The 22,002-nt window shown below is 74.9% G+C and carries 22 protein-coding genes and 1 riboswitch; of the genes, 10 read left to right on the top strand and 12 right to left on the bottom strand.

The window, feature by feature from the left end:
• Nucleotides 1-89 precede the first annotated feature (89 nt).
• From BUE37_RS23355 to BUE37_RS12585, 3 genes are all read right to left on the bottom strand, one after another.
• Entirely contained in the window at nucleotides 90-713 is a 624-nt protein-coding gene (locus BUE37_RS23355) for an Rv1352/Rv1906c domain-containing protein (RefSeq protein WP_175562859.1), read from the bottom strand.
• A gap of 423 nt (nucleotides 714-1,136) precedes the next feature.
• On the bottom strand, nucleotides 1,137-2,537 hold the full coding sequence (locus tag BUE37_RS12590; protein WP_073420443.1) for an ADP-ribosylglycohydrolase family protein: 1,401 nt from the start codon (nucleotides 2,535-2,537) through the stop codon (nucleotides 1,137-1,139).
• Between the two features lie 36 nt (nucleotides 2,538-2,573).
• Nucleotides 2,574-3,116, bottom strand: coding sequence for a DUF2510 domain-containing protein (locus BUE37_RS12585; protein WP_073420442.1), 543 nt, complete (start codon nucleotides 3,114-3,116; stop codon nucleotides 2,574-2,576).
• A 192-nt stretch (nucleotides 3,117-3,308) separates the two neighbouring features.
• On the opposite strand from BUE37_RS12585, the gene BUE37_RS12580 reads away from it, so the two are divergent.
• Both BUE37_RS12580 and BUE37_RS12575 read left to right on the top strand, forming a co-directional pair.
• Entirely contained in the window at nucleotides 3,309-6,584 is a 3,276-nt protein-coding gene (locus tag BUE37_RS12580; RefSeq protein WP_073420441.1) for a TM0106 family RecB-like putative nuclease, read from the top strand.
• Nucleotides 6,577-6,999, top strand: a complete 423-nt coding sequence (locus BUE37_RS12575; RefSeq protein ID WP_073420440.1) for a hypothetical protein — start codon at nucleotides 6,577-6,579, stop codon at nucleotides 6,997-6,999. The genes BUE37_RS12580 and BUE37_RS12575 overlap by 8 nt, the downstream gene beginning before the upstream one ends.
• 92 nt (nucleotides 7,000-7,091) lie before the next feature.
• Here the strand turns inward: BUE37_RS12575 and BUE37_RS12570 are convergent, their stop codons facing one another.
• A complete protein-coding gene (locus tag BUE37_RS12570; protein ID WP_073420439.1) occupies nucleotides 7,092-7,607 on the bottom strand; it encodes a C40 family peptidase in 516 nt (171 codons plus the stop codon).
• Between the two features lie 12 nt (nucleotides 7,608-7,619).
• A riboswitch (cyclic di-AMP (ydaO/yuaA leader) is annotated at nucleotides 7,620-7,771 on the bottom strand.
• A gap of 358 nt (nucleotides 7,772-8,129) precedes the next feature.
• Between BUE37_RS12570 and BUE37_RS23855 the strand changes: the two genes are divergently transcribed.
• Both BUE37_RS23855 and BUE37_RS12565 read left to right on the top strand, forming a co-directional pair.
• Nucleotides 8,130-8,282 (top strand): hypothetical protein, encoded by a 153-nt coding sequence (locus BUE37_RS23855; protein ID WP_175562858.1) that lies wholly within the window; start codon nucleotides 8,130-8,132, stop codon nucleotides 8,280-8,282.
• Nucleotides 8,283-8,506: 224 nt separating this feature from the next.
• Nucleotides 8,507-8,983 (top strand): hypothetical protein, encoded by a 477-nt coding sequence (locus tag BUE37_RS12565; protein WP_073420438.1) that lies wholly within the window; start codon nucleotides 8,507-8,509, stop codon nucleotides 8,981-8,983.
• Between the two features lie 45 nt (nucleotides 8,984-9,028).
• On the opposite strand, the gene BUE37_RS12560 is transcribed toward BUE37_RS12565, so the two are convergent.
• The 6 genes from BUE37_RS12560 to BUE37_RS12535 form a co-directional block, all read right to left on the bottom strand.
• Nucleotides 9,029-9,928 (bottom strand): SMP-30/gluconolactonase/LRE family protein, encoded by a 900-nt coding sequence (locus BUE37_RS12560; protein ID WP_073420437.1) that lies wholly within the window; start codon nucleotides 9,926-9,928, stop codon nucleotides 9,029-9,031.
• Between the two features lie 10 nt (nucleotides 9,929-9,938).
• Entirely contained in the window at nucleotides 9,939-10,862 is a 924-nt protein-coding gene (locus BUE37_RS12555; protein WP_073420436.1) for a fumarylacetoacetate hydrolase family protein, read from the bottom strand.
• Nucleotides 10,863-10,875: 13 nt separating this feature from the next.
• A complete protein-coding gene (locus BUE37_RS12550) occupies nucleotides 10,876-11,805 on the bottom strand; it encodes an MBL fold metallo-hydrolase (RefSeq protein WP_073420435.1) in 930 nt (309 codons plus the stop codon).
• On the bottom strand, nucleotides 11,802-13,238 hold the full coding sequence (locus BUE37_RS12545; protein WP_073420434.1) for an amidohydrolase family protein: 1,437 nt from the start codon (nucleotides 13,236-13,238) through the stop codon (nucleotides 11,802-11,804). The genes BUE37_RS12550 and BUE37_RS12545 overlap by 4 nt, the downstream gene beginning before the upstream one ends.
• An 83-nt stretch (nucleotides 13,239-13,321) precedes the next feature.
• Nucleotides 13,322-14,182 carry a LysR family transcriptional regulator gene (locus BUE37_RS12540; RefSeq protein WP_073420433.1) on the bottom strand — a complete coding sequence of 287 codons (861 nt, stop codon included), beginning with the start codon at nucleotides 14,180-14,182 and terminating at the stop codon, nucleotides 13,322-13,324.
• Nucleotides 14,183-14,310: 128 nt separating this feature from the next.
• Entirely contained in the window at nucleotides 14,311-15,474 is a 1,164-nt protein-coding gene (locus tag BUE37_RS12535; RefSeq protein WP_073420432.1) for an RtcB family protein, read from the bottom strand.
• A 208-nt stretch (nucleotides 15,475-15,682) separates the two neighbouring features.
• Here BUE37_RS12535 and BUE37_RS12530 point away from each other — a divergent pair, with 208 nt between their 5' ends.
• From BUE37_RS12530 to BUE37_RS12525, 3 genes are all read left to right on the top strand, one after another.
• A complete protein-coding gene (locus BUE37_RS12530; RefSeq protein WP_245794574.1) occupies nucleotides 15,683-16,384 on the top strand; it encodes a TIGR03557 family F420-dependent LLM class oxidoreductase in 702 nt (233 codons plus the stop codon).
• 21 nt (nucleotides 16,385-16,405) lie between these two features.
• Complete coding sequence (locus BUE37_RS24520) at nucleotides 16,406-16,648, top strand: LLM class oxidoreductase (RefSeq protein WP_245794571.1); 243 nt, start codon at nucleotides 16,406-16,408, stop codon at nucleotides 16,646-16,648.
• 91 nt (nucleotides 16,649-16,739) lie between these two features.
• Nucleotides 16,740-17,336: an HD domain-containing protein gene (locus tag BUE37_RS12525; protein ID WP_073420431.1), complete on the top strand. Its 597-nt coding sequence runs from the start codon at nucleotides 16,740-16,742 to the stop codon at nucleotides 17,334-17,336.
• 88 nt (nucleotides 17,337-17,424) lie between these two features.
• Here the strand turns inward: BUE37_RS12525 and BUE37_RS12520 are convergent, their stop codons facing one another.
• The gene (locus BUE37_RS12520) at nucleotides 17,425-18,426 is read right to left on the bottom strand and encodes a zinc-binding alcohol dehydrogenase family protein (RefSeq protein ID WP_073420430.1); all 1,002 of its coding nucleotides are present in this window, start codon (nucleotides 18,424-18,426) and stop codon (nucleotides 17,425-17,427) included.
• Nucleotides 18,427-18,506: 80 nt separating this feature from the next.
• Between BUE37_RS12520 and BUE37_RS12515 the strand changes: the two genes are divergently transcribed.
• Nucleotides 18,507-18,869, top strand: a complete 363-nt coding sequence (locus BUE37_RS12515; RefSeq protein WP_073420819.1) for a winged helix-turn-helix transcriptional regulator — start codon at nucleotides 18,507-18,509, stop codon at nucleotides 18,867-18,869.
• Nucleotides 18,870-18,872: 3 nt separating this feature from the next.
• On the opposite strand, the gene BUE37_RS23850 is transcribed toward BUE37_RS12515, so the two are convergent.
• Entirely contained in the window at nucleotides 18,873-19,313 is a 441-nt protein-coding gene (locus tag BUE37_RS23850) for an ATP-binding protein (RefSeq protein ID WP_073420429.1), read from the bottom strand.
• A gap of 69 nt (nucleotides 19,314-19,382) precedes the next feature.
• Here BUE37_RS23850 and BUE37_RS23845 point away from each other — a divergent pair, with 69 nt between their 5' ends.
• On the top strand, nucleotides 19,383-19,733 hold the full coding sequence (locus BUE37_RS23845; protein ID WP_073420428.1) for an STAS domain-containing protein: 351 nt from the start codon (nucleotides 19,383-19,385) through the stop codon (nucleotides 19,731-19,733).
• An 11-nt stretch (nucleotides 19,734-19,744) separates the two neighbouring features.
• On the top strand, nucleotides 19,745-22,000 hold the full coding sequence (locus BUE37_RS12500) for a SpoIIE family protein phosphatase (protein WP_083628593.1): 2,256 nt from the start codon (nucleotides 19,745-19,747) through the stop codon (nucleotides 21,998-22,000).
• Nucleotides 22,001-22,002: the final 2 nt, after the last annotated feature.

Below are 22,002 nucleotides of genomic sequence, written 5' to 3'. Positions count from 1 at the left end.
ACTCCTCGGTTGCAGAATTGGTGCGCTAGCGCATCAATTCTGCAGCACCGCCGTTGTGGCGAGGCGGCGGCTCGCCGGTCATATGTCGATCAGGCGATGCGGCTCCAGGTGCCGCAGTCATCGGTCCGGAAAGCCACGTCGGTGGGGAGGACCTCGACGTAAGCCTGTCCGTCGACGAAGTAGTCGGAGGCGATGATTGCGTCGAGCTCACCCGTGAGGTCGCTCAGCCGCTGCCAGGAGCAGGTGGAACCTCCTGTCGATCGGTAGGTACCCGCCTGAACGTCGCTCCCGACCATAAAAGTGCCGTCCTGGAAGGCGGTGCTGACGTCGGGGCCCGCGAAGTCCGCTGGCGTCCAGCGACCGCAGTCGTCGGTGGAGAAGGCCACATCCGTGGGCAGGACCTCGACGTAAGCCTGCCCATCCAGGAAGTAGTCAGAGGCCAGGATGGCGTCGATGTCACCGCTCACGTCGCTCAACCGCTGCCAGGAACACAGTCCGCCGCCGGCGCTGCGATAGAGGCCGGGGGTGATGTCGGCACCCACGAGGTAGGTGCCGTCACCGAATCCGGGAGGCTCGGGGGCCACCTCCGGCGAGGGCTGAGGCGGCTCGATGGCGGTGGTGGTCGGCACCGGGACGCCGTCGGCTTCTTCTTGCGCGTCGCCGGGTCCGGATACGGCGCTCACGAGCAGACCGATGAAGAGGAGCACCACCACGGATGCGGCGATCGCACCCAGGATCGAGTACGGACGACCGCCGTGCTGCGGTCCGCCGGGAGGTGGTGGGCCCCAACCCGGTGGCGGACCCCATCCCGGAGGAGGTCCCGGCGGCGGTCCCGAAGGTGGCATCCCCGGCGGACCCCAGGGCGGCCCTGGCGGCCCCCACGGCGGAGCGCCTGCGGGCATCCCGGGCGACGGGCCCCAGACGGGGGGTGGGGGAGGTGGCGGAGGACCCGACCGCGTCCATGGCGGCGGAAAGCCGCCGGGCGTGGGTCGGCCATCGCCAGGGTGGCCCTCGCCTCCCGGCTGGTGCATCGATGTGGTCCCTTCGTCGATGAGTGCGACCGCGGGAGTATCCGGTGTCCGGGCAGCCTGCGGAGAACTGGTCCGCCCGGAAGTGGCGCGACGTCCCCTCGGGCGTCAGCGGGTGGCGGCCAACCGCTCCAGCGCCGCGGTGAAGGACGCGTTCCACAGGCCGAGGTGGGGCCAGCGCTCGGCCACGTGTGCCGTCGCCTCCTCCACCGACATCCCCTGCTCGCGCACCAGCCAGCCGCGCAGCACCAGCCCGGTGCGGGACGCCCCGCCGTGGCAGTGCACGAGCACCCGGTGTCCCTCTGCGTGCAGCGCGGTGAGGTCGTCGAGGACGTCCGCGAGCATCACGTCGAGGTCGACGTTGTGGTCGTTGTCGGCGATGTAGGACATCCGGTGGTTGGTGTGCGGGAACGGCTCACCGAGCCGGCACAGCGAGATGACGGCGAAGTCCTCGTCCGAGTACCGCGCGCCGTCGAGGTTGCCCGCCCAGATCCCCGGCAGGACCTCCACCGGGCCGATCCGCGGGATGACGCCGGGGTCGTACGACGGCACCGGCTTACCGTCCAGCGCCGCGGCCAGCTGCTGCAGGTCGGCCAGCCGCCACACCCGGTCGCCGTGCCCGGGCACCGTCCCGTGCACCGGGGAGGACCACCGCATCGGGATGCCGCCCATCCCGTACACCGCCCCGGCCAGCCCGCCGGCCACGCACGCCACCGTGTCGGTGTCGCCGCCGAGGTCGATGACCAGCCGCAGCACCTCGGCGAAGTCGCGGCCGGTGCGCAGCGCCCACAGCGCCTGCCCGAGCGTCGGCCACACGGCGCCGTTCGACTCCGTCGCCATGGACGGCTCCCAGTCCGGAGCCAGCACCGTCGCCCACCGGTCGCGGTGCTCCTCGGCGACGAGCGACAGGGCGGAAGGGGCGGCGGCCAGCGGGTCGCCGCCGTCGAGTGCCACCCGCATCAGCTCGTGGAGGACGGCACAGCCCTCGCCGGCCGCCGGGTCGCCATGCGTCAGGGCCGAGATGCGCCGGGCGGCGTCCACGGTCGCCTCGGTCCCGTCGCGCGAGAACCGGATTGCCGCCGGCGTCGTCCGCATGAGCGAGCCGTTGCCGGCCGCCCGGCCGGTCCGGGCGAAGTGCTCCGCGGCCGCGCGGTCCCACGGCAGGCCCGACTCGAACACCGCGCGCGTCTGCACGCCGATGTCCGGCGGCCCGGCCGCGGCCCAGGCGGCGAACCGGCCGAACAGGTCGGCCTCGTCCAGCCCGCCCCGCTCGACCAGCGACTGCGCGACCAGCAGCGCCATCTGCGTGTCGTCGGTGAACTCGCCCGGCTCCCACCCGAGCGACCCGCCGCCGCACATCTCCGTCGCCGCACCCCGGGCCGCCGTGGGGAAGCGGGCCGAGAACGCGCCGGGCGGGCCGAACTCGAAGGGCGCCCCCAGCGCGTCGCCCACCGCCGACCCGACCAGCGCCCCGGTCACCCGGTGCGAGCGGTGCAGTCCTGCCGTCACCGGCTCAGTCTCCGTGATCGGTCAGCCGGGACGCCGTCAGCCTCGACGCTGCGTGTGTTCTGTCCACCTGACTCCGTCGAACCAGCGGACGAACTGGGCGTTCATCTGGTCGGGGTACCAGCCAGGCGGAAGCTGCTGCAGGCCCGACTGCGCCTGCTGCACCGGCGCCGAAGGCAACGCCTGCGGCGTCGTCTGCGATGAGTGCGGCGCCGCCGGAGGAATCTGCGGCGGCATGGGTGCCGGGGACGAGACCTGTGGCGTACCCGCAGCCGGCATCGTGCCCTGCCCCTGCTGCTGCATCTGCTGGGCAACCTGCTGAGCGTGGATCTGCTGCTGGTGCCAGGCCTGTTGCTGCCACGCCTGCTGCTGGTGCCATGCCTGGACCTGCTGCTGTACCGCCATGTGTTCCTGCTGGGCGATCATCTGCCGCTGGTGTTCGAGCGCCATCGCCTGCTGGGCGACCTGTACGCGAGCTGCGTTGCGCGTTTGACGGGCGTAGCGGGTCGCGCGCTGCTCCTTGTCCCGGAAGGACACCAGGCCGAACGTCGAGAGCGACACGGTCTTGCGGAGCAGTCCCACGGGTTGTTCCTTTCTTTCGGCAATGGGCGTCCGCATCCTTGCCGCTCCTCCGCGCATTGAGGCGCCTTGGTGAGCGTGTCTGGCACCAAGGGAGGACGGCGCTCTCCGCGTGTGGGCGCTGTGACTCGGCGACGGTGCCCACCGGCGAGGGACCAGCCGATCACGGCGACCACGTGAGAACGTCCCGTCTCGATGTACCGCACCGACGGCTCCCTGGTCCTGAGCCCCACCGACCTGACCCGCCACCAGGCCTGCGCGCACGTGACGACCCTCGACCTCGCCGTCGCCGACGGCCGGCTCAAGCCCCTCGCCGGCGGCCCCGACGACCACGCGCTGCTCATCGCCGACCTCGGCACCGAGCACGAGGAGAAGTACCTCGCGGCGCTGGAGGCCGAGGGGCGCGGCGTCGTCCGCATCCCCACCCGGTTCGACGCCGCCGGCCGCCGCGAGGCCGAGGCGCTCACCGTGCAGGCGATGCGGCAGGGCGTCGACGTCATCGCCCAGGCCGCGTTCTTCGACGGCGTCTGGGGCGGCGCCGCCGACTTCCTCCTCAAGGTCGCGACGCCGTCGAACCTCGGCGCCTGGTCCTACGAGGTCGCCGACGCCAAGCTCGCCCGCCGCGTCAAGGTCCCGGCGCTGCTGCAGATGGCCACCTACGCCGAGCGCCTCGCCGTCCTCCAGGGCAAGGCGCCCGAGCACGTCTGGGTGGTCACCGGCGACGGCGCCACCAACCCCTGGCGGCTGGTCGACGTCGCCGCCTACGCCCGCCGCGCCCGCGCCAAGCTGGCCGGCTTCCTCGCCGACCCGCCGCCCACCGCGCCCGTCCCCGTGCCGTACTGCAGCCAGTGCTCGTGGAAGCCGCGCTGCACCGCCGAGCTGGCCGACGCCGACGACCTCAGCCTCGTCGCCGGCATGCGCGCCGACACCCGCGCCGCCCTGCGTGCCGCCGGCATCACCACCCTCGAGCAGCTCGCCGGCGCCGACCCCGAGACGCTCAAAGCTGCCCGCATCGGCGCCGCCACCCGCGCCCGCGTGCAGGAGCAGGCCCGCGAGCAGCTGCGCGAGCGGCGCACCGGCGTCCCCACCCGCACCCTGCTGCCGCCCACGAAGGGCCTCGGCCTGCTCCGGCTGCCCGAGCCCAGCGACGGCGACCTCTACCTCGACTTCGAGGGCGACCCGCACTCCGCCGACGGCGCGGGCCTCGAGTACCTCGCCGGCATCGGCCGCCGCGACGGCAGCTTCACCGCGCTGTGGGCGCACGACCCCGCCGCCGAGAAGCAGATGGTCGCCGACCTGATCGACCTGATCCTCGACGCCTGGCGCGCCGACCGCGGCATGCACGTCTACCACTACGCCGCCTACGAGGTCAGCGCGCTCAAGCGGCTGACCGGCCGCTACGGCGTCCGCGAGGCCGAGCTCGACGAGCTGCTGCGCAACGAGCGCTTCGTCGACCTCTATCCCGTCGTCAAGCAGTCGATGCGGATCAGCAAGGGCTCGTACTCGATCAAGAAGGTCGAGGCGTTCTACGGCCGCGAGCACACCGGCGACGTCGCCGACGCCATGGGCAGCGTCATCGCCTACGAGAAGTGGCTCGCCGACCGCGACCCGCAGCGCCTCGTCGACATCGAGCTCTACAACAAGGACGACGTCGACTCCACCCGCGAGCTGCACGACTGGCTGGAGACCCAGCGCGAGGAGCTCGAGCGGGAGTTCGGCGGCCAGGACCGCCCGCTGCTGTCGGAGGCCACCGGCCCGGTCGAGCGCACCGACGCCGAGCTGGCCGAGCTGGCGCTGGTCGACCGGCTCAAGGACGCCGGGCACGACCTGCTCGGCGACCTCGTGCAGTGGCACCGCCGCGAGGCCCGCCCCGGCTGGTGGGAGTTCTTCGCCCGCAAGGAGATGGACGACGACGCGCTCGTCGAGGACGGCACCGCGCTCGGCCGGCTGGGGGCTCCGGTGGAGGTCGGCCAGGAGAAGCGGTCGAAGTTCTACGAGTACCGCTTCCCGCCGCAGGACACGAAGCTGTCGGTCGGGTCCACGGCGGTCGACGTCGACCAGCGGGCGGGCATCGGCACCGTCGTCGCGCTCGACTCCGCCGAGGGCCGCGTCGTCGTCAAGACGGCGAAGGCCCCGGCCACGCCGCGCGCACTCGGGCCGAGCGGTCCGCTCGACGACAAGGGCATGCGCGCCGCCATCACCGCGACCGCCGACGACGTGCTCGCCGGCACGCCCTGCCTCGGGCAGGCGCTGCTCGAGCGGCGGGTGCCGGCCGACTGCCGCCGTCGTCCCGACGAGCAGGCCGGCGACGCCGTCGTCCGGATCGGGCTGCGCCTGGACGGCGAGGTGCTCGCCGTCCAGGGCCCGCCCGGCAGCGGCAAGACCCGTGCGGCGTCGATGCTCATCCGCGCGCTGCTCGACGCCGGCAAGAAGGTCGGCGTCACGGCCACCTCGCACGCCGTCATCGGCAACGTGCTGTCGGCCGTCGACCGGCCCGCGCTGCAGAAGTGCGACGAGCACCAGGCGTGCGGCGCGCCCGGCGTCGAGTGGTCGAAGGACGGCAAGGACGTCGCCCGGCGGCTCGTCGACGGCGACGTGCGGCTCGTCGGCGGGACGGCGTGGTTCTGGACGCAGCCCGACCTCGCCGAGGCCGTCGACGTGCTCGTCGTCGACGAGGCGGGGCAGTTCTCGCTGGCCAACGCGGTCGCCGTCGCCCGGGCCGGGAAGTCGCTCGTCCTGCTCGGCGACCCGCAGCAGCTCGCCCAGCCCTCGCAGGGCGTGCACCCCGGCGACTCGGGGCTCTCGGCGCTGGAGCACCTGCTCGAGGGGCACCCGACCGTGCCCGAGGGCCGCGGGATCTTCCTCGACACGACCTACCGGATGCACCCGGCGCTGACGCGGTTCGTGTCGGACCTGGCGTACGAGGGCCGGCTGGAGTCGGCGGCGCTGCGCGAGCGGATCACCGTGCGGCCGGGCGGGCTGGTGTCGGGCAGCGGGCTGGCGGTGCGGTCGGTGGCGCACACGGTGCCGGCGGCCGCGTCGTCGATGGAGGAGGCCGCCGAGGTGGCCGCCGTCTGGCGGTCGCTGCAGGGCGTCGGCTGGGTCGACGCCGAGGGCGCCGAGCGGCCCGTCGGGCCGGACGACGTGCTCGTCGTCGCGCCGTACAACAACCAGGTGGCGCTGATCCGCTCGCTGCTGCCCGACGGCGCGCGGGTCGGGACGGTGGACCGGTTCCAGGGGCAGGAGGCGCCGGTCGTCGTCTACTCGACGACGTCGACGTCGGCCGACGAGGCGCCGCGCGGGGTGTCGTTCCTGTACGACCTCAACCGGCTCAACGTGGCGGTGTCGCGGGCGAAGGCGCTGGCGGTCGTGGTGATGAGCCCGCAGCTGCTCGACGCGCAGGTGCGGACGCCGGAGCAGCTGCGGCAGGTCAACGCGATGTGCCGGCTGGCCGAGCTGGCCGGTGTCTGACACCGCGGAGCTGGCCGGCCTGCTCGGCGTCGGCGCGGACGTGCTGGTGCGCGCGCTCGGCGACGGCTGGACGGAGGTCGCCGGGCCGCCGCACGAGCGGTGGTTCGTGAGCGGGCGCCCGGTGCAGGTGGCCGTCGGCTGGGACGGGTTCGGCTTCACGCTGGCCCGCCCGGAGCCGCGGTGGTCCGGGAACGAGCTGGTGTGGGAGTTCGCGGCCGAGCGCGGCTTCGGCTCCGACGAGGTCGTCTACGAGCGGGCGGTGCTGGCCGAGGCCGCCGAAGAGGTCGCCCGCCGTCGCCGGCGGACGTTCCGCTGGTGCCCGGTGTGCCGCGAGGTCAACGCCCGCGAGCACGTGCACGACAACACCGGCCTGTGCATGCGCTGCGCAGAGCGCCACCTCGGCGTCACGTACTGAGCGGGCCCGGGGAGGGCCGATAGCGCGACAAAGGCCCTCTGAGGACCGGTGACGGCGCCCCGGTCGGCGGTGACCGGGGCGCCGTCCGTCCGTCAGGCGACCCGGCGGGCGCCCTGGTAGCCGGTCATCGAGTCGAGGTTCACGACCGCGACCGGCTTGCCGGCGGTGGACGCGTGCACCATCTGGCCGTTGCCGATGTACATGCCCACGTGCGAGACCGGGCTGTAGAAGAACACCAGGTCACCGGGCTTGAGGTCGGACTTCGCCACCGGGGTGCCGAACGTCGACTGGGCCCGCGAGGTGCGGGGGATCTCCACGCCGGCCGCGCGGTAGGCGAAGCTGGTCAGCCCGGAGCAGTCGAACCGGTCGGGACCGGTCGCGCCGTACTGGTACATGTCACCGCGCTGGGCGAGCGCGGTGTCGACGGCCGCCTGGGCGACGCCGTTCGGAGCGGCCACCGGGGCCGCCGCCACGACCCCGCCACCACCGCCGCCGCCTGCGGCAGCCGAGGCCGGGAGGGGCGAGAGCGCGATGCCGGCTCCGGCGATGGCCGCGACGGCGATGCCGCGGAACGAGCGACGGGCGAGGGGCGTGCGTGCAGTCGTCATGGACGACGGTTCTCCTGTTCTCCACGGTCGCCTACCGGGTTAGCTGACGGGTTCGGGCGGGGGAGTCGCCCGGCGCGAGAGGTCGCGCTTCACCCCTGGGACTCGATGGGTCCCCGGTCCGGAGGGCGGCTGGCTGCCGGCGTCCGGTTCGGCGTGGTCCGGCGGGTGTCACACGGGTTCGTGACGGGGGCCCGGCCAGGACCAGCGGGAACGGTAGGGAGGGCCTCGGACCGTCACAACCGCCCGAGGGGCGCGCCACGCCCGGTCCCGGGCCGTGGACTTGACGGCGGCCACGCATCCGACACGCCACCGCCACCAGCGCCGATGCCTCTCCGGAGCCGGCGGCGCGCGACCGCGGACGCGCGGGGACACGCCGTGCTCCACGAGAAAGGACGGCGCGGTGCGTCCGCACGCGGTGTCAGGAGCCGCCCACGGACGGGCGGTCTCCGAGCGTGGGGACGTAGCGGTTGCCGGACGCGTTGACGGGGCACGGAACGGGGGATCGAGAGAGAGGAGCACCCCATGGGAATGATGAGGAACCTCATCGCCTCCGGCGTGGCCGCGAAGGTCGTGCAGGAGCTCAAGAAGCCGCAGAACCAGGCGAAGATCAAGCAGTTCGTCCGCGACTTCCAGGCCAAGCAGAAGAAGGGCGGCACCGGCGGCCGCGCCTACTGACCGCTGATCCGCCCGCGGCCCCCGTCCCACCCCGGGACGGGGGCCGCGGTGCGTCCGGGGCCGGTGCGACGGTCCGTTGCGGTTCCGAGACGGCTCGGTCCCCGGCGTCCCGGACGGCGACCCGACCCCGTGTGACGCTCGCCGGCGTCTCTCCGCGACGCCGGCGCCGACCTCCCCGGGAGGCGCTGCCGGCGCGCGTCCGCACGACCACCACGGGGTGCCCCATGAACCAGTCCTCCGCCCGCCGCCGACTCGGCGCGCTTCCCGTCCTGCTCGCCACGGGCCTCCTCCTCGCCGGTTGCGGGGACGACGGCGAGACCGGCCTCCCCGCGCCCACCTCCACCCCGTCGGCCCCGGCGACGTCGTCCGCGGCGGCCCCGACCACGCCCGCCCCGACGACGCCCGCCCCCGAGCCCGCGGTGGCCCCTGCCCCCACGCCGGAGGTGACGCCGGCTCCCGTGGTCGTGGACTTCCTCATGCCCGCCGTGGTCGGCATGACGCTGCAGGACGCCCAGGACCTGATCCAGACCAACGGCGTCTTCCTCAGCCTGTCCCACGACCTGCTGGGCAGCCGCAACCAGGTCCTCGACGCCAACCGGCGGGTCTGCACCCAGAACATCGCACCCGGCCAGCGGGTCACCGGGGACGTCGACGGCGCCATCGACCTCGGCGCGGTCAAGCTCGACGAGCTCTGCCCCTGACGTCCGGCCGCGGCCCCGTCCCGGTGGGACGGGGCCGCGGTGCGGTCAGGGCCGGCCGGCGTGCGGGACGTCGACCTCCGTCGCGAGCAGCACCGCCTCGCGCACCGGCGCGCGGTTGTGCTCGTAGAAGTCCGGCGCCGCGCACATGAGCAGCGTCCGGCCGTCCTCGCCGCCGAGCATGCAGGCGTAGACGCCCAGCCCCTCGGGCGCGGCGACGGCGTCGACGATCTCGCCGCCCTCGGCCACCCGCACGACCCGCCCACCGACGGCGTCGGCCGCCCAGATGCAGCCGTCGGCGTCGAGCGCGCAGCCGTCCGGCGCGACGGCGAGCTGCCCGAGCACCTCGTCCACGGTGCGCCCGGTGACCTCCGGCCCGAGCGACGCCCACACCCGCCGGTTGGTCAGCGACCCGTCGTCGCCGAGGTCGAACGCCGTGTACCGGTTGCCCAGCGTCTCGCCGACGACCAGCGTGCCGCCGTCCGGCGTGATGACCGAGCCGTTCGGGAACTGCAGCCCCTCGGCCGCGACCGACACCGTGCCGTCGGGGTCGATCCGCTTGAGCGACGCCGTCGCCGCGTCCCCGCCGCCCATCAGGTCGAAGCCGAAGTCGCCGACGAACACGTGCCCGCCCGGGCCGACGACGAGGTCGTTGAGGTGCCCGCCGCAGTGCTCGGTCAGGTCGGCGTAGGTCGACAGCGCCGAGCCGTCCCAGCGCAGCACCTCGTGGGTCTTCATCGACACGACCACCAGCGACCCGTCCGGCAACCAGCCCTGCCCGGACGGCTGCCCGGGCACCTCGAACCGCACGGTCTCCTGCCCGTCGGCGGTCACCGTGCTCACCGTGTGCCGGTAGAAGTCCGACACCCACCACGTGCCCTCGTGCCAGCGCGGCCCCTCGAAGAACCCGCCGCCGGTCAGCACCGTCCGCACCTCGCGCTCTGCCATGCCGCGGACCCTAGGAGCCCGACGCCGGCGGCCCCAACGGAACGGGATCCGGGCCGGCGACGACCGGCGCCGTCACCGTGCCGATCCGCTCGATCGTCACCGCCACCTCCACGCCCGGCCGCAGCCACGGGTGCCGCTCCTCGCCGTGCAGCGACCGCAGCTCCAGCAGGCAGCCGGTGCCGACCGTGCCGCTGCCGACGACGTCGCCCGGCCGCAGCTCCGTTCCCCGCGAGGCGTAGGCGAGCATCTGCCCGAACGACCAGCGGACGTCGGCCCAGCTGCCGCCGCCCTGCTCGACGCCGTCGACCGAGGCGCTCATCCGCAGCGCGTAGCCGTGCCCGGAGCGGTACGGCTCCAGCTCGTCGGGCGTGACGAGGACCGGGCCGATCGTCGTCGCGCCGTCCTTGCCCTTCGCCGGTCCGAGGCCGATCTTCGACTCGACGCCCTGCACGTCGCGGGCGCTCCAGTCGACGAACACCGTGTAGCCGGCGATCGCCGCCTCGGCCTCCTCCGGCGTCAGGTCCGACCCGCCCCGGCCGACGACCGCGGCCACCTCGACCTCGTAGTCGAACGCCTCCGAGCCGGGGGAGACCGGCACCGGCTCGCCCGGACCGCGGACGGCCGCCGGGTTGGTGAAGTAGAAGACCGGCTGCTCGAACCAGACCGGGGACACCTCCCGCCCGAACGCGGCCGCGGCGTTGCGCGCGTGCTGCTCGAAGGACAGGAAGTCGCGCACCGACGGCGGCCGCGGCACCGGCGCGCGCAGCACCAGCCCCTCCTCCGGCAGCACCTCGGCCGGCTTGCGTTCGGCAGCCGCGGCGAGGTCGGGCAGCAGGTCGACCAGGGCGGCGTCGAACCCGTGCGCCCGCCCGTCGCGCAGCAGCCCGGCCCGCTCGGCGCCGTCGGCCGGCGAGACGTAGGTGACCCAGCGCATCAGCTCTCCTCCCTCACGCGCGGCAGCCGATCGGGCCGCCGTGGAACTCGACCATGTCCGGCCAGATGTCGGCCAGCGGGAGCCGCTCGCCCGGCGGCCGCCCGTCCAGCTCGGCGTAGGCGCGGTGCAGGTTGCCCACCAGCCGCTCGGACTCCTGCCACCCCGCGTACGGGTTGTCCGCGCGCCGCCGGGCGGTCTCCAGGGGTGTCCACCCGGCCGCGTGGCCCTCCCGCGCCGTCGCGTCGACGAAGGCCGCGTAGCCGGCCAGGTCGTCGAGCAGCCGGGTCACCTCCGCGCCGCGGCACACCGGCCCGTGCCCGGGCACGAGCACCTCCGGCTCCAGCGCGCGCAGCGCCTCGACCGCCCGCGGGTACCCGGACACGCTGCCCTCGGCGAGGAACGGCTGGCCGCCCGCGAAGGCGATGTCCCCGGCGAAGACCACCCGCTCGGCGGGCAGCCAGGCGACGACGTCGCCGCGCGTGTGCGCCGGCCCGACCGCGTGCAGCTCCACCGCCCGCTCGCCCAGGTGCAGCGTCATCGCGCCGGTGAACGTCAGATCGGGCGGCCGCACCTCGAGCCGGCCGTAGTCGGGCCCGGTGAGGACCTGGGCGGCGAGCAGGCCGCTGGCCAGCTGGTCCTCCCGGCTGTGTGCGTGCCCGACCACCGGCGTGCCCTCGGGGACCAGCCAGTTGCCGAAGGTGTGGTCGCCGTGGTGGTGGGTGTTCACCACCGCGCGCAGCCGGCCGGGGGCGACGCCGGCGACCGCCCCGAACAGCGCCCGGTTGCGTGCCTCGGTCGAGGTGGTGTCGACCATCAGGCCCGCGCCGTCGTCGCCGGTGACGACGCCGGTGTTGTTGATCATCCAGCTGCCGTCGGGCTGCACGTAGGCGAAGACGCCCGGTGCCACCTGCTCGAGGGCGGCCGCGGAGATCGCGGTGCTCACCGGACCGCCGGCTGCGGGCGGTTGGCCTGGAAGAGCGGCTCCATGACGTCCCATCCGTTCTCGGGGGTGCCGGGCAGTGTGACCCCGGCGTCGGACAGCCGCTGCAGCAGGCCGTCGCAGACCTCGTCCGCCTGCCGGCCCAGCGCGGCGAGGTCGTGGTCCACCAGCGCGCCGTCGCGCTTCACCACCCGGCCGTCCACCAGCACGGTGCGCACGTCGGCGACCGTGGTCTGGAAGACCAGCGAGCCGACGACGTCCGGCCGCGGGTGCATCTCGAACGAACCGCCGCCCACCACGACGACGTCGCCGCGCTTGCCCGGCGTCAGCGAGCCGATCCGGTCGCCCATGCCCATCGCGTCCGCGGCGTTGACCGTCGTCCAGGTGAGCGCCTCGCGGGCCGTCGTCGTCACGGTCTCCGGCATCCGGCCGGCCAGGTTGACCGCCTGCGTGGCGTCCCAGCGGTCGAAGCCGAGGCCGAAGCGCATCTCGTGCCACAGGTCGCCGGAGTTCAGGCTGATGACGTCGGCCGACAGGGTCGGGGCGATCCCGTGTCGCCGGCACCGCTCGAACACCGGCCGGCCCATGCCCATGTTCAGCTCGGTCTCCACCGAGATCGACACCTTGCCGCCGGTGCGGGCCAGCGCCGCCCACTCGTCGTCGTCGAGGGTGTTGCAGTGCACGTGCACGATGTCGGGCCCGAGCTGGCCGGCCTCGTCGAGCTCGCGGATGCCGCCGGTCACGCAGCTGCCCCACACGCAGCCGGTGTGGCTGACCACCAGCGCGCCGAGCTCCCGGGCGACGGCGAGCTCGTCGAGCGTGTGCTGCCACGGCTGGCCGAACACCTCGCTCAGCGAGACGCCGAGGGTGACCAGGCCACGCGGGTCGGGGAAGTGCTGCCCGGCGAGCCGGCGAAGGTCGCGCACGCGGTCGTCGTGGGTGCCGAACTGCGGGTCGGCCGGCCGGCTCTCGAAGAACCCGTGGCAGTGCGCCGCTCGCACGCCGGACTCGACGATCCCGGCGACCGCCGCGTCGGAGTGCGCCGGGGTGTTGTTGGTGTGCGAGAAGTCGAGCAGCGTCGTGACGCCGGCGTTGAGCGCGTCGGCGCCGCCGAGCAGCTGGCCGACCCGCACGTCCTCGGGCGTCATCGCCGGCGAGATGGCCAGCCGGATGCCGAAGTAGTAGTCGCCGAGCGTCCAGTCGGCGCAGATCCCGCGCACCACAGACTGCCAGGTGTGCCGGTGGGTGTCGATCAGCCCGGGCAGCACGACGCCGCCGGTGGCGTCGACCACCTCGGCGTCGTCGACCTGCAGGGAGGGGGCGACGGCGACGATCGCGCCGTCCTCGATGAGCACGTCCCCGGTGGGCAGGTCGCCGATGGCGGGGTCCATCGAGACGACGTGGCCACCGGTGACGAGGGTGCGGTGCTGGGCCATGGGGTGCCTCCGCGGCGTCGGGAAGTGGGCCCGACCACTCCACACCCGGCGCGGCGCCGGATCATGTGCCGGATCGGCAACGGTCAGCCGGCCGCCACCGCGTCGGCGGCCCGCCGGAACGACTCCACCGCCGGCCGCCGGTCGGCCACGCGGGTGACGACGGCGACCTCGACCGGTGGCGCGTCGAGCGGCACGAACCGGACGTCGGGGCGCGGGAAGAAGGCCGCGGCGGCCGCGCCGTGCATGCCGATCCGCCCGGTGGTCGCGACGGCCGCGGGGATCGACGCCGGGTGCCGCACCGCGCTGCCCCGCCCGTCCATGCCGGCCGGGCCGACCCAGTCGCGGAAGCGCGGGTGCGCCGAGGACATCCGCAGCCACGGCTCGTCGGCGACGTCGTCGCGGGTGAGCAGCGGGGCGTCGGCCAGTGGGGAGGAGGCCGGCACGACGACGACCGACGGCGTCCGCAGCACGGTGCGGAACTCCAGCCCGTCGACGGCGCCCAGGTGTTGCACCAGGCCGACGTCGAGGTCGCCGCGGCGGACGGCGTCGTACTGGTCGTCCATGTCGAGGTCCTCGAACAGCAGGTGCACGCCCGGCGCGGCCGCGGTGACCACGTCGCGCAGGGCGGGCCAGCGGTCGGCCGCACCGAAGCCGAGGACGCCGACCCGCAGCGCGCCGTCGTCGGGCTCCCTCGGCGCGGCGGCGTCGGGCAGCCGGTCGAGTGCGGCGAGCACCGTGCGGGCGTGCGCGGCGACCCGCTCGCCGGCCGGGGTGAGCGCCACCCGCCGGCTGGTGCGCTCGACCAGCCGGGCGCCGACGTCGCGCTCCAGGCGCTGGATGCGGCGGGAGAAGTGGCCGGGGTCGAGGTAGTGCCGCCGCGCCGACCGGCCGAAGTGCAGCTCCTCGGCGAGCGTGAGCAGGTAGCGCAGCGACTCGACGTCCACGGCCCACCTCCGGCGCCGGCCGGCTCCGTCGCCGCCCGCGCGGCCCACTGTCCTGCACGCGGCACCGGTCCGGGAAGCGGTCGTGCTCTGCACACACCCGTGTGCAGAGCACGACCGTCCCCGGGACCTCAGTCGCCCTTGACGTTCACCACCTGGCGGAGCGTGTGCCGGATCTCCACCAGATCCGCGGCGTCGGCCATGACGACGTCAATGGACTTGTAGGCATCCGGGTGCTCGTCGAGGAAGGCGTCCGACCGGCCCCAGGCGATGCCCGACATCCGCGCGTCCAGGTCGGCCCGGGTGAACCGCTTGCGCGCCGCCGACCGGGAGAACGCCCGGCCCGCGCCGTGCGGCGAGCTGGTCAGCGACGCCTCGTCGCCCCTGCCGACGACGACGTAGCTCGCCGTCCCCATCGAGCCCGGGATCAGCCCCCACTGGCCCGCGCGCGCGGAGATCGCGCCCTTCCGGGACAGCCACACCTCGCGCCCGTAGTGCGTCTCGCGCTCGGTGTAGTTGTGGTGGCAGTTCACCGTCTCGAGCCGCTCGACCTCGGTCCCCAGGAACCGGCCGAGCTGGTCGACGACGCGGTCCATCATCTCCTCGCGGTTGAGGTAGGCGAACCGCTGCGCCCACCGCAGCGCCTCGATGTAGGCCTCGAACTCCGGCTCTCCCTCCTCCAGGTACGCGAGGTCCCGGTCGGCCAGCTCGACGCCCTTCGCCCGGCAGCGCTCCTGCGCGATCCGGATGTGCCGGGACGCCAGCTTGTTGCCGACGCCGCGCGAGCCGGAGTGCAGGAAGGTCCACACCCGGTCGGCCTCGTCGAGCGACACCTCGATGAAGTGGTTGCCCGAGCCGAGCGAGCCCAGCTGCAGCGGCCACGAGTCCGCGACCGTGTCGGCCTGGTCCGCGCCGGGCAGGGCGCGCAGCTCCTCCACCCGCGGGACGGCGGTCTCGCGCAGCTTGCGGTTGCGGCCGCCGGCGGACAGCGGGATCGAGCGGGAGATCTGGCCGTGCAGGACGGCGAGGTCGCGCCCGGCGAGGTCGCCGGCGGTGAACGGGGTGCGCACGGCCATCATCCCGCAGCCGATGTCCACGCCGACCGCCGCCGGGATGATCGCGCCGTCGGTCGGGATAACCGAGCCGACGGTCGCGCCCTTGCCCAGGTGGGCGTCGGGCATCAGCGCCAGGTGCGGGTGGATGAACGGGAGTGCGGCGGTGCGCTCGGCCTGCTCGCGGGTCGAGTCCTCGAGGATCGACGCCCAGCTGAGCAGGCGGTCGCTGATCTTCTCCATGGTCCTTTCGTCTCTGCGGTGCGGGGCCCGGTCCCCGCGGTCGGTGGGGCCGGTGCAGTGAACGCGCTCGGCTCGCGCGGCGCGACCGGATTACCCCGCGACGGCCCCGCGGACCCGGCGTCGCGGACCCCGGCGTGCCGTTTCCGTTCCGCACGCCACGGGCAGCCCCGCTGCGACCGCCGGACATCCAGCAGTGAGGACGCACGTCATGCAGGTCGGACTGAAGCTCGCCACCGAGGCCTTCCCGCCGGAGGAGGTCGTCCGCCAGACGGTCCGCGCCGAGGAGGCGGGCTTCGACTTCGTCGAGATGAGCGACCACTTCCACCCGTGGCTGGACACCCAGGGGCACAGCGGGTTCACCTGGTCGATGCTCGGCGCGATGGCCGCGAAGACGGAGCGGATCGGCCTGGTCACCGGCGTGACCTGCCCGATCATTCGGTACCACCCCGCCGTCATCGCGCAGGCCGCGGCGACGGTGCAGATCCTCTCCGGCGGCCGGTTCACCCTCGGCATCGGCGCGGGGGAGCGGCTCAACGAGCACGTCGTCGGCACCGGCTGGCCGGCCGTGCACGTGCGGCACGAGATGCTCCGCGAGGCGCTGCAGATCATCAAGCTGCTCTGGCAGGGCGGGTACCGGACCTTCGAGGGCAAGTACCTGCAGCTCGAGGACGCCCGCGTCTTCGACCTCCCCGAGCAGCTGCCGGTCATCGCCGTCGCCAGCGGCGGGCCGCACGCCTCCCGGCTGGCCGCCGAGTACGGCGACGGGCTGTTCGCCACCGAGCCGCGCGAGGACCTCGTCAGCGCCTTCCGCGAGGCCGGCGGCTCCGGCCCGCACTACGCCGAGGTGCCGATGGCCTGGGCCGAGACCGAGGACGCCGCGATCCAGGAGGCCCTGGAGAAGAGCCGCTAGGCGCTCACCGGCTGGAAGGTCATGAGCGAGCTGCCCAACCCGGTCAACTTCGACGCCGCCAGCCAGACGGTGAAGGAGGACGACATCCGCGGCCAGTTCTCCGTCGGGCCCGACCTCGACCTGCACGTGCAGCAGGCGCAGCCCTACGTCGACGCCGGCTTCGACCACCTGGTGCTGCAGAACGTCGGCCCCGACCCCGACGGCTTCATCGACGCCTGCGCCGGCGGGCTGATCGAGCGGGTCCGGGCGCTGAAGGCCTCCTGACGCCGCCGTCCCTGCCGATCTCCGCAGCGGTCCTGCCACCGCGCGCGGCAGCGGGGGAGGAGGGCGCGGCCCGGCGGCAGACTCGCCGGCCGTGACCTCCTCCCTCCCCGCGTTGCCCGACACCCCCGCCTGCCGCCTCGCGCGGGAGGTGGTCGCCGAGTTCTCCTCGCCGGCGCTGGTGAACCACTGCCTGCGCAGCTACCTGTGGGCCGCCGACCACGCCCGCCGGCACGGCATCGCGTTCGACGACGAGCTGCTGTTCGTCGCGGCGATGGTGCACGACCTCGGCCTGTCCCCGGTCTTCGACAGCGCGACGCTGCCGTTCGAGGACGCCGGCGGCGCCGTCGGGTGGGTGTTCGCCGCGGGCGCGGGCTGGCCGGTGGAGCGCCGCCGCCGGGTCGCGGAGATCGTCGTCGCGCACATGGCGCCGGAGGTCGACGTCGCGGCCGACCCCGAGGGGCACCTGCTGGAGCTCGCCACCGGGCTCGACATCTCCGGGCGCGACCCGGAGGCGTGGCCCGCCGACCTGCGCGCCGCCGTCCTCGCCGGGTACCCGCGGCTCGGCCTGATCGACGAGTTCGTCGCCTGCTTCACCGACCAGGCCCGCCGCAAGCCCGACTCCCTCGCCGGCCGGTTCACCGCGGCCGGCTTCGCCGACCGCGCCCGCGCCAACCCGCTGGACAGGTAGCCCGGGACCGGGTCGTGCCCTGCCCACGGAGCCAGGTCCTGCTCTGGCCACGGGGACGGGGCAGAGCACGACCTCCCCGGGGAGGACGTCAGGAGGCGGTGAGGACGACCTTCCCGATCGTCGACGACGACTCGACCCGCCGGTGCGCCTCGGCCAGGGTCGCCGCGTCGACCGGCGACAGCCGCGCGGTCAGCGTGGTGCGCAGCACCCCGGCGTCGACCAGCCGCGCCACCTCGTCGAGCAGCTCGCGCTGGGCGGTGCTCTCCGGGTCGTGCAGCGGCCGGCTGAACATGAACTCCCAGTGCCAGCCCTGGCTACGCTCCTTGAGCGGCAGGGTGTCGAGGCCCTCGGGCTCGTCGATGGCCACCACCGAGCCGCCGACCGTCATCACCCGCGCGAAGGTCTCGACCATCCCGGCCGAGTACGGGCTGAACACGTACCGCACCCCGCCCGGCGCCACCCGCGCCACCTCGGCCACCAGGTCGCGGCGGTCGACGACCTCGTGCGCGCCGAGCCCGCGCACCCACTCCTCCGCCTCCGGCCGCGACACCGCGGCGACCACGGTCAGCCCGGTGAGCTGCCGGGCGAGCTGCACGAGCACCGACCCGACCCCGCCGGCCGCGCCCATCACCAGCAGCGTGCCCGTGCTCTCCCGGGTCAGCGCCCAGCGCTCGAACAGCGTCTCCCAGGCGGTGATCGTCGTCAGCGGCAGCGCAGCCGCCTCCGCCCAGTCCAGCGACGCCGGCGCGTGCCCGGCGATCCGCTCGTCGACCAGGTGGTAGCGGGCGTTCGTGCCGGGCCGGGCGATGGAGCCCGCGTGGTAGACGGCGTCCCCGACGGCGAAGGCGGTCACCGCCTCGCCCACCGCGACCACCGTGCCGGCCGCGTCGAAGCCGAGCACCCGCGGCTGCCCGCCCGGGTCCGCGCCGCGGCGCAGCTTGACGTCGACCGGGTTCACCGAGACCGCCCGCACCTCGACGAGCAGGTCGTGCGGGCCGGGCGCGGGGACGTCGAGCTCGACGTCGGTGAGCACGTCGGGGGAGCCGGGGGAGGAGTAGGCGACGGCGGGCATGCGGGACGGGAGGGACATGCCGACGACGCTATGCGCGGGGTACCGGTTTCCCGCAAGGGAGCTTGGTTTCTCCGGGGAACCACGGCAGGGTGGGGGCCGTGACGACGGCGCACCTGCCCACCTGCGGGCCCAAGGACGTGTACGCGGCGAACTGCCCCTGCCGGTCGGTGCTCGACCTGCTGGCCGACAAGTGGAGCGCGCTGGCCCTCGGCGCCCTCGAGGACGGGCCGCGCCGGTTCGGCGCCGTGCGGCAGCGGCTGCAGGGCATCAGCCCGAAGGTGCTCACCGCGGTGCTGCGCCGGCTGGAGGAGGCCAGGCTGGTCGACCGGACGGTCTACCCGGCCGTCCCCCTGCACGTGGAGTACGCGCTCACCGACCTCGGCCGCGACGCCACCGTGCCGCTGGCCGCGCTGCGCACCTGGGTCGAGCAGAACATCGACCGGTTCCCGGCGCGCGCCTGAGGCTCACCCCCGGTCGAGCAGCCGCAGCGCCGGGCGGGACAGCCGCTTCTCCAGGCTCACCCGGTGCCGACCGTCGGGGTCGCGGCGGAAGTCCAGCGAGTCGACCAGCGCCTGCATCAGCCGCAGGCCCGCGCCGCCGTCGCCGTCGAGGCCGGCCGCGGTCAGCGAGGACCGGGCCGCGGCCTCGTCCCGGTCGAAGCCGGAGCCGTCGTCGATCACGGTGATCCGGCAGACGGTGTCGTCGATCGCGACCGACACCTCGTACCCGGCGTGGTCACCGGCGTGCCGGACGACGTTCGCGCACGCCTCGGTGAGCGCCAGCGTCGTCTCCTCGACGACCGGCCGCTCGACCTTCAGGTGCTCCAGCGCCTGGCGGCACAGGCCGCGGATGAACGGCACGCTGTCGACGTCGACGGGCAACGTCACGGTGAACGAGATGTCCACGCCGGGCCCCTCTCTGCAACAGCGGGTTACGCTCCTCCGGTCCGTCACCCGTGGAGGAGGAGCCCGATCGTGCAGTTCGCCGTCGACCGAGCATCGGTCAACGGCCGGCCCGGGCTGAGGGTACGCGGAGAACTCGACATCGCGACGGTGCCCCGGCTGGCCGAGGGCGTCGCCGCCGAGCTGGCCGCCCGGCCGCGGTCGCTGGTCATCGACCTCACCGACACCGTGTTCATGGACTCCGCGGGCGCCCGCGAACTGGCCCGCGCCGCGAAGCAGTCCGCCGCGGCCGGCGTCGCGCTCCAGGTGGTCTGCCCGCGGGAGAACAAGCCGGTCCGCCTGGTCATCGACCTGCTGGAGCTCCACCGCCTCGTCCCGGTGGTCGAGGTCGCGGGCCTCACCGGCGGGGAGGTCGGGTCGTAGGGTCGGTCGCGATGACCAGCACCCCGACCGGCACTCCGACCGGGACCCCGGCCGATCCGCCGCCGTCCCCGGCTCCCGACCCCGTCCGACGGCGGGTCGACGACGAGGCGCTGGCCCGCTGCGCCGAGGAGCCGATCGCGGTCCCGGGGGCGGTCCAGCCGCACGGCGCGCTGCTCGCGGTCACCGAGCCGGGCCTCGAGGTCGTCGTCGCCTCGGCCAACGCCGCGCAGGTGCTCGGCACCGACCCCGCCGGGCGGACGCTGGCCGACCTGCTGGCTCCCGCCGAGCTCGACCGGCTGCGCGCGGCGCTGGCCGCGGACCTGTCGGAGGCCGACCCGCTGCGGGTGGCACCCGGCGGCGCGGAGCTCGACCTGGTCCTGTCCCGCAGCGGCGACCTGCTGGTCACCGAGTGGGAGCCGGTCGCCGGGGCCGAGCAGGCGGGCGCGGCCTGGCACCGCCGGCTACCGACCGTGCTGCAGCGGCTGTCGGCACCGACGTCGCTCGAGGGCCTCACCGGCGTCCTCGCCCGCGAGGTGCGCGCGCTCACCGGCTTCGACCGGGTGATGGTCTACCGCTTCGACGCCGAGTGGAACGGCGAGGTGGTCGCCGAGGACCGGCGCCCCGACCTCGAGCCCTTCCTCGGCCTGCACTACCCGGCCAGCGACATCCCCGCCCAGGCCCGCGCCCTGTACGCGACCAACTGGATGCGGCTCATCCCCGACGCCACCTACACCCCCGTCCCGCTCGAGCCGCCGCTGGTGCCGGACACCGGCCGGCCGCTGGACCTCTCCGGCGCGATGTTGCGCAGCGTCTCCCCGGTGCACCTGGAGTACCTGGCCAACATGGGCGTCACCGCGTCGATGTCGGTCTCGCTTCTCGACCGCGGGAGGCTCTGGGGGCTCATCGCCTGCCACTCCTACAGCGGCGCCCACCGGCCCTCCTACGCCGACCGCACCGCCGCGGAGTTCCTCGGCCGCACCGCCTCGCTGCTGCTGCACACCACCGTGGAGGCCGGCGACCGCGACGCCGCGGTCGGCGTCACCCGGCGCGAGGCCGACCTGGTCGGCGCGATCGGCCGCAGCCCGCGCACCCCGGCCGCCGCGCTCGTCGACGGCGAGGTCACCGTGCTCGACCTGCTGCCCGCCGCCGGCGCCGCGGTGCGCCTGGACGGGCGGCTGCACCTGCTCGGGAGGACCCCGCCGGCTGAGCGGGTCGCCGAGGTCGTACCCGCGGTGCTGCGCGCCGGCGGGGTCACCGACGCCCTCGGCCGCGACGTGCCCGGCGCCGCCGACCTCGCCGCCGACGCCAGCGGCGTGCTCGCCGTCGAGGTCGGCGGCGCGCGCGGCGACTTCCTCGCCTGGTTCCGGCCGGAGACCCCGCGCGAGGTCACCTGGGGCGGCGACCCGCGCACCTCCAAGGTGACCGCGGGCCGGCTGTCCCCGCGCCGCTCGTTCGCCCGCTGGACCGAGACCGTCCGCGGCACCTCCCGCCCGTGGCACCAGCACGAGGTCGCCGCCGCCCGCGCGCTGGCCACCCACCTCGGCGAGGCCGTGCTCGCCCGCGCCGGGGAGGACGACCGGCTCTCCGCGGCGCTGCAGCGCACCCTGCTGCTCGAGGAGCTGCCGAAGGTGCCCGGCGTCGCGCTCGGCGCGCGGTACCGGCCCAGCGAAGCCGACGTCGTCGGCGGCGACTGGTACGACCTCGTGCCGCTGCCCAGCGGCCGGCTCGCGATAGTCCTCGGCGACGTCGCCGGGCACGGGCTGTCCGCGGCGGCGGTGACCGCGCAGCTGCGGCACGCCCTGCGGGCCTCGCTGCTGCGCGACGAGGGCCCGGCCGCGGCGCTCACCGAGCTCAACCGGCTGGTCGGCGCGCTGCTGCCGGGCGAGATGGCCACCGCCGTCGTCGCCCAGCTCGACCCCGCCACCGGCGAGCTGGCGCTGGCCAACGCCGGGCACCTGCCGGCCGTGCACGCCGGCGGCGGCGGCGCGCGGCTGGTCACCGACGGCCGCGGTCCCGCCCTCGGCCTGCTCGACGACGCCGACTACGGGCAGACGGCGCTGCGCCTGGACGCCGGCGACCGGCTGCTGCTCTACAGCGACGGCCTGGTCGAGCGGCGCGGCCGGCCGCTGCCCGAGGGCATCGAGGCGGTGCGGGAGGCGGTGGCTGCCGGCGCGGGGACGCCGCAGGACGTGGTCGACGCCGTGGTGGCCACGCTCGACCCGCCCGGCACCGACGACGTCACCGTGGTCGGGCTGGCCCGCGTCTGAGG

The sequence above is a fragment of the Geodermatophilus nigrescens genome (assembly GCF_900129495.1).
Taxonomy (GTDB): domain Bacteria; phylum Actinomycetota; class Actinomycetes; order Mycobacteriales; family Geodermatophilaceae; genus Geodermatophilus; species Geodermatophilus nigrescens.
The sequence above is the reverse complement of the archived record's forward strand: the minus strand, read 5'-3'. Positions and strand labels throughout refer to the sequence as shown.